Below are 14,916 nucleotides of genomic sequence, written 5' to 3'. Positions count from 1 at the left end.
GGGCAAGCCCGCTCCCACATTGAAATCTGTGGGAACGGGCTTGCCCCGCGAAGGATAAAGCCTTGCGCTTAGTTCCAGCCAGCCCGATCCATCAGACGAATCGCTTCAGCCTGACGTTTACCCGCGATTTCAACCGGGATGGAGTCAGCCTTGAATGAACCCCAGGCCGCCACTTCTTCCGAAGGTACGACTTTCGGATTGGCCGGGAACTCCTGGTTCACACCAGCAAAAATTTTCTGGGCTTCTTCACCGGTCATCCACTCGACCAGTTTCTTGGCGGCTTCCGGGTGTGGGGCATATTTTGTCAGGCCGATGCCCGACAGGTTGACGTGCACGCCACGGTCAGCCTGGTTTGGCCAGAACAGCTTGACCGCCAGTTTCGGGTTTTCCTTGTGCAGGCGACCGTAGTAGTAGGTGTTGACGATACCGACGTCGCACTGGCCAGCATTGATGGCTTGCAGCAGCGCAGTGTCATCGGAGAACACGTCGGTGGACAGGTTATTGACCCAGCCCTTGATGATTTCCTCGGTTTTCTTCTCGCCGTGGGTTTCGATCAGGGTAGCGGTCAGCGACTGGTTGTAGACCTTCTTCGCCGTGCGCAGGCACAGGCGACCTTCCCAGTTCTTGTCGGCCAAAGCTTCGTAGGAGCTCAACTCTTCGGGTTTGACCCGCTCGGTGGAGTAGGCGATGGTTCGTGCACGCAGGCTCAGACCCGTCCAGTCATGGGACGAGGCGCGGTACTGCTTGGGAATGTTGGCGTCGATCACGTCCGATTTGATCGGCTGCAGGATGCCCATCTGCTCGGCCTGCCAGAGGTTGCCGGCATCGACGGTGAGCAACAGGTCGGCGGTGGCGTTCTGCCCTTCGGCCTTGATCCGCTGCATCAGCGGAGCTTCCTTGTCGGTGATGAACTTGACCTTGACCCCGGTCTTGGCCGTGTAAGCATCGAACACCGGCTTGATCAGCTCGTCGATGCGCGAGGAATACACCACCACCTCGTCCGCCGCTTGGGCGGTGCCGCCCAACAGGGTCAGAGCCAGGGCGGCCAATACGTGCTTGCGTGGCAACATGGTGCAGTCCTCGGAGTTCAAATAGAGGCGCAAATGGTAGTTAATCCTATTTGCCTTCTCAACTGAACTCACCGGGGAGGAGTTACCAGATGTTACGAAAAAAAAGACCTGGCTTCAGGCTCGCGCCAGTTCCGGCAGGTCGCCGCTCAGGCCCAGGGCCTGACGAACGAACACGGCTTTCGCCTCAGGCAGTTGCTCGACCCATTTAAGGCCACTGTTGCGCAACCAGCGCAACGGCAGCGGATCAGCCTGGAACAAACGTTCGAAACCTTCCATGGCCGCCATCAGCGCCAGGTTATGCGGCATGCGACGACGCTCATAGCGGCTCAATACGCGCACATCCGCCAGCCGCTCACCCCGTTCATAGGCACGCAGCAACTCTTCGGCCAGTACGGCCGCATCGAGAAAGCCCAGGTTGACCCCCTGCCCAGCCAGCGGGTGAATGGTGTGCGCAGCGTCACCGATCAGGGCCAGGCCTTCGGCCACATAACGTTTGGCATGGCGCTGGCGCAGCGGCACGCAGAGCCGTGGGTCGGCCTGCAGCACAGCGCCAAGGCGGCCTTCGAAGGCGCGTTCGAGTTGCGCGCAAAAATCAACATCGTCCAACTTCATCAGGCGTTCGGCGTGTTCCGGGGTAGTCGACCAGACGATCGAGCACCAATCCTGTCGGCCATCGCACTGCAGTGGCAGGAAGGCTAGCGGCCCATCGTCGGTAAAGCGTTGCCAGGCTGTGGCCTGATGCGGCTCGGCACAGCGCACGCTGGTGACAATGGCGTGGTGCAGGTAATCCCACTCGCGGGTCTCGCAGCCGGTCAGGCGCCGCACCGCCGAGTTCGCACCGTCGGCCGCGATTACCAGCGGCGCGCGTAACGTACGGCCATCGGCGAGGGTCAGCAGCCACTCGTCACCGGAGCGACGCATCTGCTCCAGGCGCGCGTTGGCCAGCAGGCCAATTTCGCTGTCATGCAGGCGTTCCAGCAGACCATCCTGGACCACCCGGTTCTCGACGATATGCCCCAACACCTCGGCATGCACGCTGGCCGCCGAGAAATGGATCTGACCGGTGCCACTGCCGTCCCAGACGCGCATGTCCGAGTAGGGGCTTACACGTCGCTGCGCAATCCCCTGCCAGGCCCCCACGCGTTCGAGAATGCGCTGGCTGGCCATCGACAGGGCACTGACCCGTGGCTCAAAGGCGGCCTGCTCGTCAAAGGGTTTGATCGACAGCGGACTGCCGTCGAGCAGGAGAATTTCCAGGCCACTGTGCTGTAATGCCAGGGCCAGGGCGCTGCCGACCATACCGGCACCGACAATCAACAGATCTGCGCGCATTTCCATGCCTTAAGCCTGTCTCGCTTGCGGCTTTAGCCGCACGTAAAGGATTTTGTCGACCTGCGCCACCAACTCACCGGCAGCGTCACGGATACCGACCTGAAGTCGTGGCAGGTATTTCTTGCCGCCTGCGGTGTGCTCGCGAATCTCGGCCAGCAACCCATCGTCGATGCGCAGGTCGGCGAACACCGGACCTTTGCCCGGAGCAACAAAATCGATACTGGCCGCCTTGTCCCAGACAATATATTCGCGGCCCAATAGCTCCATCAGCATCAGCATGTAGAACGGATCGACCATCGAATACAGGCTGCCGCCAAACTGGGTGCCGACATAGTTGCGATTGAACCAGCCCAGGCCCATGCGCACCTTCACTTGGCGAAAGTCCGGGCTAATGCTTTGCACGCGAATGCCGGCACCGATGTAGGGCGGATAAATATTCAGCATCCAGCGCAGCATACGCGCACGCCGTGCCAGTTTGCGCGGATCGCCCATGCTCAGCTCCGTGGGTCCGGACGGGTTCCCAGACCCATGGCCTGGCGGGCAAACCAGCGCTTGGCCGGTGGCAACAGATCGAGCCCGAGCAGCCCCAGGTTTCGCCCGGTGGCAATCAGCGGTTGAGCGTTGCCGAATAAACGGGTGACCCGGTCGGAGAAACCCACGGTCAAGTCCTGGTCCAGGCGCTGACGCTCGCGATAGGCTTGCAGCGTAGCAAAATCACCAGGAACGGCAGGGCCTGCCAGCAATCCTTCGGCCAGCGACTGCACATCGCGCAGGGACAGGTTGAAGCCCTGCCCGGCAATCGGATGCAGACTGTGGGCGGCATTGCCCAGGACCACCAGGTGTGGACGCACCTGCTCCTGGGCCTCGATCAGCGACAAGGGGTACAGATTCCGTGCGCCGACTTGACGCAACGTGCCCAAACGGTAGCCGAACACACCCTGCAACTCGCTAAGAAAGCTACGCTCGTCCAGTTCGGCCAGGCGCTTGGCGTCCATGCCGGCGCGGGTCCAGACCAGCGCACAGCGGTTTTCCGGCAATGGCAGCAGGGCCATTGGCCCCTCATCGGTGAAGCGCTCGAAAGCCTGGCCACAGTGGGCTTCGCTCGGGGTGATATTGGCAATCAACGCGCTCTGGTTGTAAGGCCTCTGGCTGACATGGATGCCCAGTTGCTCACGCAGCCCGGAGCGACCACCATCGGCCAGCACCGCCAGGTCGCACTCAACCAGGGTGTCGTCGTTAAGCGACAGGCGATAACCGTCTTCCAGCGCCTGCATGGCGGTTACTTCAGCCGGACAGCGCCAACTCACCACCTCGGCATCCAGGCCTTTCCACAGGCACTGACCCAGCCAGGCGTTCTCCACCACATAACCCAGAGCAGGAACACCTTCCTCCAGCGCATCCAGACGCGTGGCGCCAAAACGGCCACGGTCGGAGACCTGGATCTGGCGGATAGGCTCGGCCCGGCGGGCGATCTGCTGCCACAGGCCCAGGCGCTCGTAGATCTGTCGGGTGCCAAAGGACAAGGCCGAGGAGCGTGCGTCATAGCTTGGCTGGTAAGTGTCACCCGGTGCGAAGGGTTCGATCAGCAGGATCTTCCAGCTGCGGGCCTTGGCACCGGCTTGCAAGGCAAGCGCCAAGCTGGCGCCGACCAGGCCACCACCAATGATTGCCAGGTTCACCCGATTCATGCCGCAGCACTGCGCGCGGCAGCCATCAAGGCCTCGATTTCGACGACCGTCTTCGGCACACCTGAGGTCAGGATTTCACAGCCCTGCTTTGTTACCACTACGTCATCCTCGATACGTATACCAATGCCGCGCCATTTCTTGGCGACACTCTGGTTGTCGGCACCGATATAGATGCCAGGTTCCACCGTCAGGGCCATGCCCGGTTCAAGTACGCGCCATTGGCCACCGACCTTGTACTCACCAACATCGTGCACATCCATGCCCAACCAGTGTCCGGCCCGATGCATGTAGAAGGCCCGGTAGGCTTCGCTTTCGATCAGGTCTTGGACCTTACCCTTGAGCAGCCCCAACGCCACCAGCCCTTCAGTGATCACCTGAACCGTCGCTTCATGGGCGTGGTTCCAGTGCTTGCCCGGCGCAATGACGGCAAACGCCGCTTCCTGGGCCTTGAGCACCAGTTCGTAGATCGCCTTCTGCTCCGGCGAGAACTGCCCGCTGACCGGAAAGGTACGGGTAATGTCGCTGGCGTAGCAGTCGATCTCGCAACCGGCGTCGATCAATACCAGATCACCGTCCTTGAGCAGCGCGTCGTTCTCCTGGTAGTGCAGGATGCAGCTGTTGCGCCCGGCCGCGACAATCGAGCCGTAGGCCGGCATCTTCGCCCCACCTTTGCGGAACTCGTAATCCAGCTCGGCTTCCAGGCTGTACTCACGCAAGCCGGCACGACAGGCCTGCATGGCCCGTACATGGGCCCGGGCGGAAATGGCTGCGGCTTCGCGCATCACTTTTACTTCTGCTGCCGATTTATACAGGCGCATGTCGTGCAGCAGATGATCCAGGGCAACGAACTCGTTCGGTGGCTGAGCGCCAAGACGGGCCTTGGAGCGGATCACGTTGATCCACTCCATCAGGTGACGGTCGAATTCCGGGTTGCTGCCCATGGCCGAGTAGACCCGGTCACGGCCTTCGATCAGGCCGGGCAGGATGTCGTCGATATCAGTGATGGGAAAGGCGTCATCGGCGCCAAAGTCGCGGATCGCACCATCCTGACCAGCACGCAACCCATCCCACAGCTCACGCTGCGGATTGCGCTCACGGCAGAACAGCACGTATTCGCCGTGCTCGCGGCCGGGGATCAGGGCGATCACCGCCTCGGGCTCGGGGAAGCCGCTGAGGTACTGGAAATCGCTGTCCTGGCGGTACACATGCTCGACGTCGCGGTTACGAATGGCAACCGCGGCAGCGGGCAGGATGGCAATACTGTTGGGCTCCATCTGCGCCATCAGCGCCTTGCGTCGACGGGCGTATTCCGACTTGGGGATATGGCTCATGGGCAGTGGGGTCCCTCTACAATCAGTGCAGCGAAGGTTTGGCTGCAGGCGCGACCGGCTTGGCCAGCTCCGTGTACAGCAGCAGCGGTGCGACACGCAGGTATTCCATGACTTCCATATAGTCGCTTTCGCCGTCTTCGGACTCTTCCAGGGCGTCCTGGACCTGAGAGATCGCGTCCAGGTCCTGCAAGACTTCCTTGGCTTCGCCGCTCAGGCTCAGACCACCTGAGTTCAGGCCAAAGCCATAGAGAAAGCCCTTGCACCACTCACCCAGGGCGGCAGCCCGCTCGGTCAGCGCGGCTTCATCGCCCGGCAGCAGCAATACAACAGTGATATCGTCGCCGGTGAGTTCGCCTTTGACCATCTCCTGCAGGCCGATCAAAGCGTTGCGAACGTTGTCTGCCGGATCGTTTTCCAACAGGTGGGCGGCATCGGCCAACCAGGCCTCGGCATCGAAGCCGGCACCGGCGCAACTGCGTCCGAGCAATAGCCCGTGCAGTTCGGCAGGGGAAACAGGATGCCCGTTGCTGCTGAGCAAGGTGGCGAAAGCGGTGTACGGCGAATTGGTATTGGGCATGGGCAACTAGGCGCCAGACGGCGCAATGACTAGAATGAAGACCTTGTATCCTAGCACCGGCAGGCGCGCCAAGACCATCGACGTGGCCAACTCGGGGCAGGCCGGGGCACAAACCGGGCAACCACCCGCCAGACCGAATCGAGTGGCAACCAATGCAAGAGAACGATCTGCAAGCGCTGATGGGCCGATTCGAACTGCTGATTGAGCGAGTCGAGCAACTAAAACGGCAAAATGCACTCCTATTAGCTCAGGAAAAGTCCTGGCGCGAGGAGCGCGCCCACCTCATCGAAAAAAACGAAATCGCCCGGCGTAAGGTCGAATCGATGATTTTGCGACTCAAGGCCCTGGAGCAAGACTCATGAGTTCAAGCAATAGCGTCACTGTTCAGATCCTCGACAAAGAATATTCGATCATCTGTCCGCCTGAAGAGCGCAGCAACCTGGTCAGCGCCGCGCGCTACCTGGATGGCAAAATGCGCGAAATCCGCAGCAGCGGCAAAGTGATCGGTGCCGACCGGATAGCTGTGATGGCTGCACTGAACATCACCCACGACCTGCTGCACAATCAGGAACGCCCTGAAGTACCAGCAGGCGGCGCCACCCGTGAACAGGTACGTGACCTGCTCGATCGCGTCGATCAGGCGCTGGCCGACGATCAAGATTCAAATAAGGGTTGAGTATCGGTATACTGGCGCCACTCCCTGGAGTGCTTGCCAGTCGGTCATGTCCCTGAGCCGATACGCACAACCACGGGGGTTGCACGTGGGGCCGGTGTGCATGTCCGCTTGACGGAAAGCCTTAACGCCTCCTGCAATCTCCACCTTGAACTTTCGGGTTCAAGGGCTACACCGACAGCGGTTCGTCGGGGAGCCTGAATTACCTTTGCCCGCGCCATCAAGCGGGCAAATCGAGCTGTCGCCCCTGGCGCGACAGCCCTCTCTGGGAACGCCCGTGCCATGACCGACACCGCGCCGCTCACCCGCCCCCAACTCCGCCGCCTGTTACGCGATGCCCGCCGCGCCTTGAGCCCGGCCCAGCAACGTCAGGCAGCGCTTGGGCTGTACCGGCAACTGGCCCAGCATCCGCTGTTCCGCCGCGCCCGACACATCGCCCTGTACCTGCCCAATGATTGCGAGATCAACCCACACCTGCTGCTGCGTGAAGCCCAACGGCGCGGCAAGCGCACCTATTTACCGGTGCTGCACGCCTGGCCGAAAAGCAAAATGGTCTTCCAGCGCATCGAGCACGGCGAAAAACTGCGCCCCAACCGTTTTCGCATTCCCGAACCACACATCAGCCTGGCACGACAACGACCGATCTGGGCGCTGGACCTGATCCTGCTGCCGCTGGTGGGGTTTGACCAAGCAGGTGGCCGGTTGGGCATGGGGGGTGGCTTCTATGATCGAAGCCTGGCCTATCAGACCCGTCGCAAAGCCTGGAAAAAACCCTTGCTGCTGGGCCTGGCCCATGAATGCCAGAAAGTCGAACGTCTGGCCCTGGCCAGTTGGGACGTGCCGCTACAAGGAACGGTCTCGGACCGTGGTTGGTACCTGGCGCCTGTCTACGAAGCGCCAGCGAAGTGATCAACGCTGTTGCGGATTGACCGGCATTTGGTAAGGAGCGTCGAGCTTGCGCTCCCAAAGGCTTTGCGCATAACCGGTAGTGACCACACCCAAACCGAAGAGAAACACCAGGATCCAGAGCAAGTCCGGTTTGCGATTCATCGATTGCCCCCCTCAGGCAAACTGATCACGTGTCAGCAACTTTTTTTAAATGGTTGCAGCAGCGTCAAGCTTAAAAGTGGCGCATTCTCCGACAACCTGAGACGACACGCAAACCTTGACGCCAACCGACTGTCGGTTTCATGCAACAGGTTATTTCTAACTTCGCCAGGAGCAGCACCCATGGCCTATTGGCTAATGAAATCCGAGCCCGACGAACTCTCGATCAAGGATCTGGCGCGCCTGCAGCAAGCGCGCTGGGACGGCGTTCGCAACTATCAGGCACGCAATTTCCTGCGCAGCATGGCGGCGGGTGACCAGTTTTTCTTCTACCACTCCAGTTGCCCCGAGCCCGGCATCGCCGGTATCGCCCGGATCAGCAGCGCCGCCTACCCCGACCCGACGGCCCTGGACCCGCAAAGCCATTACTTCGATGCCAAGGCCAACGACGAGAAGAACCCTTGGAGTGCGGTCGACGTTGCCCATGTGGAGACCTTCAGCAAAGTCCTGGGTCTGGGTTACCTCAAACAGCAGGCGGCCCTTGCCGAATTGCCACTGGTTCAGAAAGGTAGCCGTCTGTCGGTAATGCCGGTTACCCCTGAACAATGGGCCGCAGTACTCGCACTGCGTTAAACGGGGCAGACGAGCCAACATACCCCGAAACGCCTTGCCGCTATCCTGGGACGTTTTCGCCGCAGCCTGACGTCCTGGGGACCGTGCGGGTTACTGCACGATCAGGTTGTTGAACAACAGATCATCAACCATCGGCTTGCCTTCTTCGTTTTCCAGTACCTGTTGGACCTGCTTCAGGGCTTCCTGACGCAGCCTCTCCTTGGCCTCGACATTGCTCATGCTTTCCAGGTTCTGTTGGGTAAACAGCGCCACCAACTGATTGCGGATCAGCGGCTCATGATGTTTTACCGCAGTCGCGGCCGCATCGCTGTTGACCCGCAGGGCTACGTCGGCTTTGTACACGCGCAGCTTCGGACCGCCATCAAGGGCATAGTTGCCAACGAACGGTGGGCTCAGAGAGATGTAGGAGACCTTCGGCTCCCCTTCCTTGGCTTCTTCGGCCATGGCCGCCATCGGCAGCATCAGCGCCAGTACCATCAAGATCCACGCTTTCACGAATTCGCTCCTCAAACAGTTGGCGCCAGCATACCCAGCGCACCGGTCAAACCCAAGCCCGGGCTTATGCCGGCCTATCAGGACGGGCCATGCTCGTTGACCCGGCACCTGACCCACCTACACTTATCGGCCACTACGCGCAAAGGAATAGTCCCGATGAAAGCAGTGCTGTGTAAAACCCTGGGCCCGGCTCAGGACCTGGTCCTGGAAGAGGTCGCAAGTCCCGTGCCGAAGAAAAACGAGATCCTTCTGGATGTGCATGCAGCCGGGGTCAACTTTCCGGACACCCTGATCATCGAGGGCAAGTATCAGTTCCAGCCGCCGCTGCCCTTCTCTCCCGGTGGAGAGGCGGCCGGCATCGTCAGCGCGGTAGGTGAAATGGTCACCACTCTCAAGGTCGGCGACCGGGTCATGGCCCTGACCGGCTGGGGCAGTTTTGCCGAGCAGGTGGCCGTACCGGTCTATAACGTGCTGCCGATTCCTGAGCAAATGGACTTCACCCGCGCAGCCGCCTTTGGCATGACCTACGGCACCTCGATGCATGCCCTGCAGCAACGCGGCCAGCTCAAGGCTGGCGAGACCCTGTTGGTGCTGGGCGCCTCGGGTGGTGTCGGGCTGGCGGCGGTGGAAATCGGCAAGGCCATGGGCGCGCGGGTCATCGCCGCAGCCAGCAGCGCCGAGAAGCTCGCCGTGGCCAAGGCCGCCGGTGCCGATGAACTGATCAACTACAGCGAGCACAGCCTCAAGGATGAGATCAAACGCCTGACCGGCGGCAATGGCGTCGACGTAATCTACGACCCCGTCGGCGGCGACTTGTTCGACCAGGCAGTGCGCGGCATTGCCTGGAATGGCCGCCTGCTGGTGGTGGGCTTTGCCAGTGGACGCATCCCGCAGCTACCGGTGAACCTGGCGCTGCTCAAGGGTGCGGCAGTGCTCGGGGTGTTCTGGGGCGCATTTGCCCAGCGCCAGCCGGCCGACAACGCAGCGAACTTCAAGCAGCTGTTTACCTGGTTCGCCGAGGGCAGGCTCAAGCCTTTGGTGTCGCAGACCTACCCGTTGGCCGAGACCGGGGCAGCCATCGACAGGCTCGGTCAGCGTAAAGCGGTGGGAAAGCTGGTAGTGACCATGAGGTAGGACTCCCGCCCTATAGTTGCCCGAGAGAATGGCAGCGCCGGAACCGGGCTTCCAGGTTGCGATCCGGCATGGCGTGACTGCGCAAGGCATTGAGGGTCTGCTCGACGTAGTCACGGGTACTGCCATAGCGCCCCTTGGCATTGGCGAAGATCTGACTGAGCAGATCATCCGGCAGGTTGCCGGCGTAGCACGGCAGATGCCGCTCCAGCACAAAACCCAAAGCCTGGACCTTGCTGCCATCGTCGAGGCGACAGGTAAGCCAGTGTGGCCGATAAGCCGGGTAAGGCATCTCGCGTTGCCACAGAGCCAACAAGGAGTCTTCCAGGTGCTCGTCCGGCAAGCGATAGGCAAATCCGCCGCACGAGCCACCCCGGTCCAGGCCGAAGACCAGCCCCGGACACTCCGGAGTACCCCGGTGCTCATGGGACCAGAGGTAAAGGCCGCGATGATAACCATGCACCTTGGCGCGTCGGCGCTCGGCGGCATTGCACTCCGGGCGCCAGATAAGCGAACCGTAGGCAAACAGCCAGACCGGGCCACCCTGGTGGCGGGACATGGTGTGCTGTACCGAAAACTGAAGTTGCTCGCGAGACAGTTGTTGTCCGAAGTCGAGCAACGGAGGATAGGCCACATTCAAAGATGCAGTTTCAATCGCCGACATAGCTGCCGCCAGAACTCCTCGTGAACTACTGAAGTGAGTCACTGTAAACGAATACATCATCCGCGCACTTACCGTACGGCAGATTGTGTATTGAATACAAGCCTCACCACACCCAGAAAGCGCCCTGTAGCGAGGCTTTGAGAAAACCACGGGGTGTTGTTTCAAGTGTAGCGAAAGTTATTTACGTTACTGGCAATAATAGCCGCCCCCTGCCGAGGGCAAACAACGCTGGCTATTAACGCCGGCACGCTATTGCGGCGTGCCTTATTCCGTCATTCAACCGCGAGGCGCATAAGCAAATACATCGGCGCGCATCTGGTGAGCATCCATGCCGGCTTCGACCAGGGCATCGAGGGTGGCATAGATCATGTTGGGCGAACCACTGGCATAAACATGGACACCCGCCAGGTCGCTCAGATCTTCGCAGACGGCCTCATGCAGCATCCCGCAGCGCCCTTCCCAACCACACAGATCACTGACCACCTTGTGCAGGAACAGGTTCGGCAAGCGCTGCCATTCAGCCCAATGCTCAATCTGATAGAAGTCTTCAGGAAGGCGCACCCCCCAGTACAGGTGAACCGGATGCTTGAAACCCTGGGCCCGGCAATGCTCGATCAAGCTGTGCATTTGCGCCATCCCGGTGCCCGCGGCAATCAGCACCAGCGGTCCATCGGGAAGCTCGGCCAGGTGAGTATCGCCAAACGGCATCTCGAGCCGCGCCATACGGTTGCGCTGCAACTGAGCGATCAACTCTACAGCACTGTTCTCGCGGGCCAACACGTGCAGCTCAAGGTCGCGTCCGCTGTGGGGTGCCGATGCCAGGGAGAAGGCGGCCTTGTCGCCCGCTTCGCGCTCGATCATCAAGTACTGCCCGGCGTGGTAGCGCGGAGGTTTGCCCGCTGGCGCCCGTAGGCGCACGCGCCAGACGTCGCCACCGACCTCGACGCACTCACTCAACTGACAGGCCAGTGTCCGTACCGGCAACTCGCCTAACGCGAGCACGCCATCCCATAACAAGACACAGTCCTCCAGCGGCTCGGCGATGCAGGTGAACAGCTCGCCATGGTCACGCTCCTGCCCATCCTGGCGCACCCGTCCTTCAACCAGCAACGCCGCGCAGACATGGCAGTTGCCATTGCGGCAGCTCTGCGGGCAGTCGTAGCCCAGACGCCGTGCCCCATCCAGAATCCTTTCCCCGGGGTTGAGCACCAACACCGCCCCGGACGGCTGCAAGGTTACCTGCATTTAGTCTATTCCCAACTGGTTCCACAGCTCATCGATCCGCCGGGTGACAGCTTCATCCTTGACGATGACCCGCCCCCATTCACGGGTGGTTTCTCCTGGCCACTTGTTCGTCGCATCCAGGCCCATCTTCGAACCCAGGCCGGATATTGGCGAAGCGAAGTCCAGGTAGTCGATCGGGGTGTTGTCGATCATCACCGTATCGCGCTTGGGGTCCATGCGTGTGGTAATCGCCCAGATCACATCATTCCAGTCACGGGCATTGATGTCGTCGTCAGTGACAATAACGAACTTGGTGTACATGAACTGTCGCAAAAACGACCAGACACCAAGCATGACGCGCTTGGCGTGCCCCGGATACTGCTTTTTCATGGTCACCACCGCCATGCGGTAGGAGCAGCCTTCGGGTGGCAGGTAGAAGTCGGTGATCTCCGGGAACTGCTTCTGCAGAATCGGCACGAACACTTCGTTGAGCGCCACACCGAGAATCGCCGGCTCATCTGGCGGCCGGCCGGTGTAGGTGCTGTGGTAGATCGGCTTTTGCCGGTGGGTGATGCGTTCGACCGTGAACACCGGGAAGCTGTCCACTTCGTTGTAGTAGCCGGTATGGTCGCCGTAAGGACCTTCCGGCGCCATCTCGCCCGGATGTATCACCCCTTCGAGAATGATTTCAGCGGTAGCCGGTACTTGCAGGTCATTGCCACGGCATTTGACCAGCTCGGTACGATTGCCGCGCAAAAGGCCAGCGAAGGCGTACTCGGAGAGGGTGTCCGGCACCGGCGTTACCGCACCGAGGATGGTCGCAGGGTCCGCTCCCAGGGCCACGGACACCGGGAACGGCTGGCCAGGGTGCTTCTCGCACCACTCGCGATAGTCCAGCGCGCCGCCGCGATGGCTGAGCCAGCGCATGATCACCTTGTTGCGGCCAATTACCTGCTGGCGGTAGATCCCCAGGTTCTGGCGCTCCTTGTTCGGCCCGCGGGTCACTGTCAGGCCCCAGGTGATCAGCGGCGCCACATCGCCCGGCCAGCAGTGCTGCACCGGCAGCATGCCGAGGTCGACGTCGCCACCTTCGATGATCACTTCGTGACAGGCAGCATCCTTGACCACTTTCGGCGCCATGGACACGACCTTCTTGAAGATCGGCAGCTTCGACCAGGCATCCTTGAGGCCCTTGGGCGGCTCAGGTTCCTTGAGAAAGGCCAGCAGCTTGCCGATCTCGCGCAGTTCGCTGACCGATTCAGCGCCCATGCCCATGGCCACCCGCTCCGGGGTGCCAAACAGGTTGCCGAGCACCGGAATGTCGAAGCCCGTGGGCTTCTCGAACAATAGCGCCGGGCCTTTGGCGCGCAGGGTGCGGTCGCAGACTTCGGTCATTTCCAGGACTGGAGAGATCGGAACCTGGATGCGCTTGAGTTCGCCGCGCTGTTCCAGGCCACGGATAAAGTCGCGCAAATCGCGATACTGCATGCAAAAGCCTCGTATTCGCCGTACCGGTCGGGGTGCAAAGTGTATCGCCTAACCCGGCCAGCCAGAATAGCCAAAGTACAGATAGCAAAAAGCCGGGTTGCCCCGGCTCTTGCGTAACGCACTCGTTTACTTGCGTTTCATCGACAAGAAGAACTCGTCGTTGGTCTTGGTCTGCTTGAGCTTGTCGATCAGGAACTCGATGGCCGCCACTTCATCCATCGGGTGCAGCAGTTTGCGCAGGATCCACATGCGCTGCAGCTCGTCGTCGGCGGTCAGAAGCTCTTCGCGACGGGTACCCGAACGGTTGATGTTGATGGCCGGGAACACACGCTTCTCGGCGATCTTGCGGTCCAGCGGCAGCTCCATGTTGCCGGTGCCCTTGAACTCTTCGTAGATCACTTCATCCATCTTCGAGCCGGTTTCAACCAGCGCGGTGGCGATGATGGTCAGCGAGCCGCCTTCTTCGATGTTACGTGCAGCACCGAAGAAACGCTTTGGCTTCTCCAGGGCGTGGGCATCGACACCACCGGTCAGGACCTTGCCGGAGCTCGGGATCACGGTGTTGTAGGCACGGGCCAGACGGGTGATCGAGTCAAGCAGGATGACCACGTCTTTTTTGTGTTCGACCAGGCGCTTGGCCTTCTCGATGACCATTTCCGCAACCTGCACGTGGCGGGTTGGTGGCTCGTCGAACGTCGAGGCAACCACTTCGCCGCGCACGGTGCGCTGCATTTCGGTCACTTCTTCCGGGCGCTCGTCGATCAGCAGGACGATCAGGTGGCACTCGGGGTTGTTACGGGTAATGTTGGCCGCGATGTTCTGCAGCATGATGGTCTTGCCCGCTTTTGGCGGAGCGACGATCAGGCCACGCTGGCCTTTGCCGATCGGGGCGCAGAGGTCGATAACCCGGCCGGTGAGGTCTTCGGTGGAACCGTTACCGGCTTCCATCTTCAGGCGCTTGTTAGGGAACAGCGGCGTCAGGTTTTCGAACAGGATCTTGTTCTTCGCGTTTTCCGGCCGGTCGAAGTTGATGGTATCGACTTTCAGCAGGGCGAAATAACGCTCGCCTTCTTTTGGCGGGCGGATCTTGCCGACAATGGTGTCGCCGGTGCGCAGGTTGAAGCGACGGATCTGGCTTGGCGACACGTAGATGTCGTCCGGGCCTGCCAGGTAGGAGGCGTCAGCCGAGCGCAGGAAGCCGAAGCCGTCCTGGAGAATCTCCAGCACGCCGTCACCGGAGATTTCCTCGCCGCTTTTCGCATGCTTTTTCAACAGGGAGAAAATCACATCTTGCTTGCGCGAACGGGCCATATTTTCTATGCCCATCTGTTCGGCCATTTCGAGCAGATCGGTAATCGGCTTTTGCTTGAGTTCAGTCAGGTTCATAAGGGGAGTGACGTAATCATGTAAGAAGGGGAAATTAAGCTTCTGGCTTAATGAAGCCGCGCCGCAAAGAAGGCGACAGGATCGCGTACTGATTCGAATTAGGGATGCGTCGGCGACGGCGTGCAGAGGGCACCGAAGAAACAGTGCGAGGCCGAATGTAACACCTGCTTTTTCTGG

Annotated in this window: 17 protein-coding genes and 1 other RNA gene; 6 read left to right on the top strand and 12 right to left on the bottom strand. The window is 60.7% G+C overall.

What is annotated here, in order from left to right; translation table 11 throughout:
- Window positions 1-68 precede the first annotated feature (68 nt).
- The 6 genes from ACRESH_RS12705 to ACRESH_RS12680 all read right to left on the bottom strand — a co-directional run bounded on the left by ACRESH_RS12705 (window position 69) and on the right by ACRESH_RS12680 (window position 5,998).
- Window positions 69-1,070, bottom strand: a complete 1,002-nt coding sequence (locus ACRESH_RS12705; RefSeq protein WP_431742321.1) for an extracellular solute-binding protein — start codon at window positions 1,068-1,070, stop codon at window positions 69-71.
- Between the two features lie 114 nt (window positions 1,071-1,184).
- Window positions 1,185-2,402, bottom strand: a complete 1,218-nt coding sequence (locus ACRESH_RS12700) for a 2-octaprenyl-3-methyl-6-methoxy-1,4-benzoquinol hydroxylase (RefSeq protein WP_431742324.1) — start codon at window positions 2,400-2,402, stop codon at window positions 1,185-1,187.
- A 9-nt stretch (window positions 2,403-2,411) separates the two neighbouring features.
- Complete coding sequence (locus ACRESH_RS12695) at window positions 2,412-2,894, bottom strand: DUF4442 domain-containing protein (protein WP_431742320.1); 483 nt, start codon at window positions 2,892-2,894, stop codon at window positions 2,412-2,414.
- 2 nt (window positions 2,895-2,896) lie between these two features.
- The gene (gene ubiH / locus ACRESH_RS12690) at window positions 2,897-4,090 is read right to left on the bottom strand and encodes a 2-octaprenyl-6-methoxyphenyl hydroxylase (protein ID WP_431742319.1); all 1,194 of its coding nucleotides are present in this window, start codon (window positions 4,088-4,090) and stop codon (window positions 2,897-2,899) included.
- Complete coding sequence (gene pepP, locus ACRESH_RS12685) at window positions 4,087-5,421, bottom strand: Xaa-Pro aminopeptidase (protein ID WP_431742318.1); 1,335 nt, start codon at window positions 5,419-5,421, stop codon at window positions 4,087-4,089. The genes ubiH and pepP overlap by 4 nt, the downstream gene beginning before the upstream one ends.
- A 22-nt stretch (window positions 5,422-5,443) precedes the next feature.
- Complete coding sequence (locus ACRESH_RS12680) at window positions 5,444-5,998, bottom strand: YecA family protein (protein ID WP_431742317.1); 555 nt, start codon at window positions 5,996-5,998, stop codon at window positions 5,444-5,446.
- A gap of 152 nt (window positions 5,999-6,150) precedes the next feature.
- Between ACRESH_RS12680 and ACRESH_RS12675 the strand changes: the two genes are divergently transcribed.
- The 4 genes from ACRESH_RS12675 to ACRESH_RS12660 all read left to right on the top strand — a co-directional run bounded on the left by ACRESH_RS12675 (window position 6,151) and on the right by ACRESH_RS12660 (window position 7,580).
- Window positions 6,151-6,360, top strand: coding sequence for a TIGR02449 family protein (locus ACRESH_RS12675; protein ID WP_010221172.1), 210 nt, complete (start codon window positions 6,151-6,153; stop codon window positions 6,358-6,360).
- A complete protein-coding gene (locus ACRESH_RS12670) occupies window positions 6,357-6,674 on the top strand; it encodes a cell division protein ZapA (protein WP_431742316.1) in 318 nt (105 codons plus the stop codon). Before ACRESH_RS12675 ends, ACRESH_RS12670 begins: the two co-directional genes overlap by 4 nt.
- A gap of 18 nt (window positions 6,675-6,692) precedes the next feature.
- Window positions 6,693-6,870, top strand: a non-coding RNA gene (gene ssrS / locus ACRESH_RS12665) — 6S RNA.
- A gap of 83 nt (window positions 6,871-6,953) precedes the next feature.
- Complete coding sequence (locus tag ACRESH_RS12660; protein ID WP_431742315.1) at window positions 6,954-7,580, top strand: 5-formyltetrahydrofolate cyclo-ligase; 627 nt, start codon at window positions 6,954-6,956, stop codon at window positions 7,578-7,580.
- On the opposite strand, the gene ACRESH_RS12655 is transcribed toward ACRESH_RS12660, so the two are convergent.
- Entirely contained in the window at window positions 7,581-7,721 is a 141-nt protein-coding gene (locus ACRESH_RS12655) for a hypothetical protein (RefSeq protein ID WP_431742314.1), read from the bottom strand.
- A 180-nt stretch (window positions 7,722-7,901) separates the two neighbouring features.
- Here ACRESH_RS12655 and ACRESH_RS12650 point away from each other — a divergent pair, with 180 nt between their 5' ends.
- Window positions 7,902-8,351 (top strand): EVE domain-containing protein, encoded by a 450-nt coding sequence (locus tag ACRESH_RS12650; protein WP_431742313.1) that lies wholly within the window; start codon window positions 7,902-7,904, stop codon window positions 8,349-8,351.
- Between the two features lie 90 nt (window positions 8,352-8,441).
- Here the strand turns inward: ACRESH_RS12650 and ACRESH_RS12645 are convergent, their stop codons facing one another.
- Window positions 8,442-8,846 (bottom strand): flagellar basal body-associated protein FliL, encoded by a 405-nt coding sequence (locus ACRESH_RS12645; protein WP_431742312.1) that lies wholly within the window; start codon window positions 8,844-8,846, stop codon window positions 8,442-8,444.
- 156 nt (window positions 8,847-9,002) lie between these two features.
- Here ACRESH_RS12645 and ACRESH_RS12640 point away from each other — a divergent pair, with 156 nt between their 5' ends.
- Window positions 9,003-9,980, top strand: a complete 978-nt coding sequence (locus tag ACRESH_RS12640) for an NADPH:quinone oxidoreductase family protein (RefSeq protein ID WP_431742311.1) — start codon at window positions 9,003-9,005, stop codon at window positions 9,978-9,980.
- A gap of 10 nt (window positions 9,981-9,990) precedes the next feature.
- Here the strand turns inward: ACRESH_RS12640 and ACRESH_RS12635 are convergent, their stop codons facing one another.
- From ACRESH_RS12635 to rho, 4 genes are all read right to left on the bottom strand, one after another.
- Window positions 9,991-10,641 (bottom strand): gamma-glutamylcyclotransferase, encoded by a 651-nt coding sequence (locus ACRESH_RS12635; protein ID WP_431742310.1) that lies wholly within the window; start codon window positions 10,639-10,641, stop codon window positions 9,991-9,993.
- A gap of 276 nt (window positions 10,642-10,917) precedes the next feature.
- Window positions 10,918-11,886, bottom strand: coding sequence for a CDP-6-deoxy-delta-3,4-glucoseen reductase (locus tag ACRESH_RS12630; RefSeq protein ID WP_431742309.1), 969 nt, complete (start codon window positions 11,884-11,886; stop codon window positions 10,918-10,920).
- Complete coding sequence (gene ubiD / locus ACRESH_RS12625; protein WP_431742308.1) at window positions 11,887-13,353, bottom strand: 4-hydroxy-3-polyprenylbenzoate decarboxylase; 1,467 nt, start codon at window positions 13,351-13,353, stop codon at window positions 11,887-11,889. It lies immediately after the preceding gene.
- Between the two features lie 126 nt (window positions 13,354-13,479).
- A complete protein-coding gene (gene rho / locus ACRESH_RS12620) occupies window positions 13,480-14,739 on the bottom strand; it encodes a transcription termination factor Rho (RefSeq protein ID WP_038615733.1) in 1,260 nt (419 codons plus the stop codon).
- Window positions 14,740-14,916 lie beyond the last annotated feature (177 nt).

Source organism: Pseudomonas sp. (genome assembly GCF_050739775.1).
In the GTDB taxonomy this organism is placed as follows: Bacteria; Pseudomonadota; Gammaproteobacteria; order Pseudomonadales; family Pseudomonadaceae; genus Aquipseudomonas.
Note: the sequence above shows the minus strand (reverse complement) of the source record. Positions and strands in the feature narration are given on the sequence as shown.

Bases quoted from the DNA above. Each gene is read 5' to 3' on its own strand.
- pepP (WP_431742318.1), bottom strand. From the start codon at position 5,421: ATGAGCCATATCCCCAAGTCGGAATACGCCCGTCGACGCAAGGCGCTG.
- rho (WP_038615733.1), bottom strand. From the start codon at position 14,739: ATGAACCTGACTGAACTCAAGCAAAAGCCGATTACCGATCTGCTCGAA.
- ubiH (WP_431742319.1), bottom strand. From the start codon at position 4,090: ATGAATCGGGTGAACCTGGCAATCATTGGTGGTGGCCTGGTCGGCGCC.
- ACRESH_RS12650 (WP_431742313.1), top strand. From the start codon at position 7,902: ATGGCCTATTGGCTAATGAAATCCGAGCCCGACGAACTCTCGATCAAG.
- ACRESH_RS12700 (WP_431742324.1), bottom strand. From the start codon at position 2,402: ATGCGCGCAGATCTGTTGATTGTCGGTGCCGGTATGGTCGGCAGCGCC.
- ACRESH_RS12655 (WP_431742314.1), bottom strand. From the start codon at position 7,721: ATGAATCGCAAACCGGACTTGCTCTGGATCCTGGTGTTTCTCTTCGGT.
- ACRESH_RS12695 (WP_431742320.1), bottom strand. From the start codon at position 2,894: ATGGGCGATCCGCGCAAACTGGCACGGCGTGCGCGTATGCTGCGCTGG.
- ACRESH_RS12675 (WP_010221172.1), top strand. From the start codon at position 6,151: ATGCAAGAGAACGATCTGCAAGCGCTGATGGGCCGATTCGAACTGCTG.
- ACRESH_RS12630 (WP_431742309.1), bottom strand. From the start codon at position 11,886: ATGCAGGTAACCTTGCAGCCGTCCGGGGCGGTGTTGGTGCTCAACCCC.
- ACRESH_RS12670 (WP_431742316.1), top strand. From the start codon at position 6,357: ATGAGTTCAAGCAATAGCGTCACTGTTCAGATCCTCGACAAAGAATAT.
- ACRESH_RS12680 (WP_431742317.1), bottom strand. From the start codon at position 5,998: ATGCCCAATACCAATTCGCCGTACACCGCTTTCGCCACCTTGCTCAGC.
- ACRESH_RS12635 (WP_431742310.1), bottom strand. From the start codon at position 10,641: ATGTCGGCGATTGAAACTGCATCTTTGAATGTGGCCTATCCTCCGTTG.
- ACRESH_RS12705 (WP_431742321.1), bottom strand. From the start codon at position 1,070: ATGTTGCCACGCAAGCACGTATTGGCCGCCCTGGCTCTGACCCTGTTG.
- ACRESH_RS12640 (WP_431742311.1), top strand. From the start codon at position 9,003: ATGAAAGCAGTGCTGTGTAAAACCCTGGGCCCGGCTCAGGACCTGGTC.
- ACRESH_RS12660 (WP_431742315.1), top strand. From the start codon at position 6,954: ATGACCGACACCGCGCCGCTCACCCGCCCCCAACTCCGCCGCCTGTTA.
- ubiD (WP_431742308.1), bottom strand. From the start codon at position 13,353: ATGCAGTATCGCGATTTGCGCGACTTTATCCGTGGCCTGGAACAGCGC.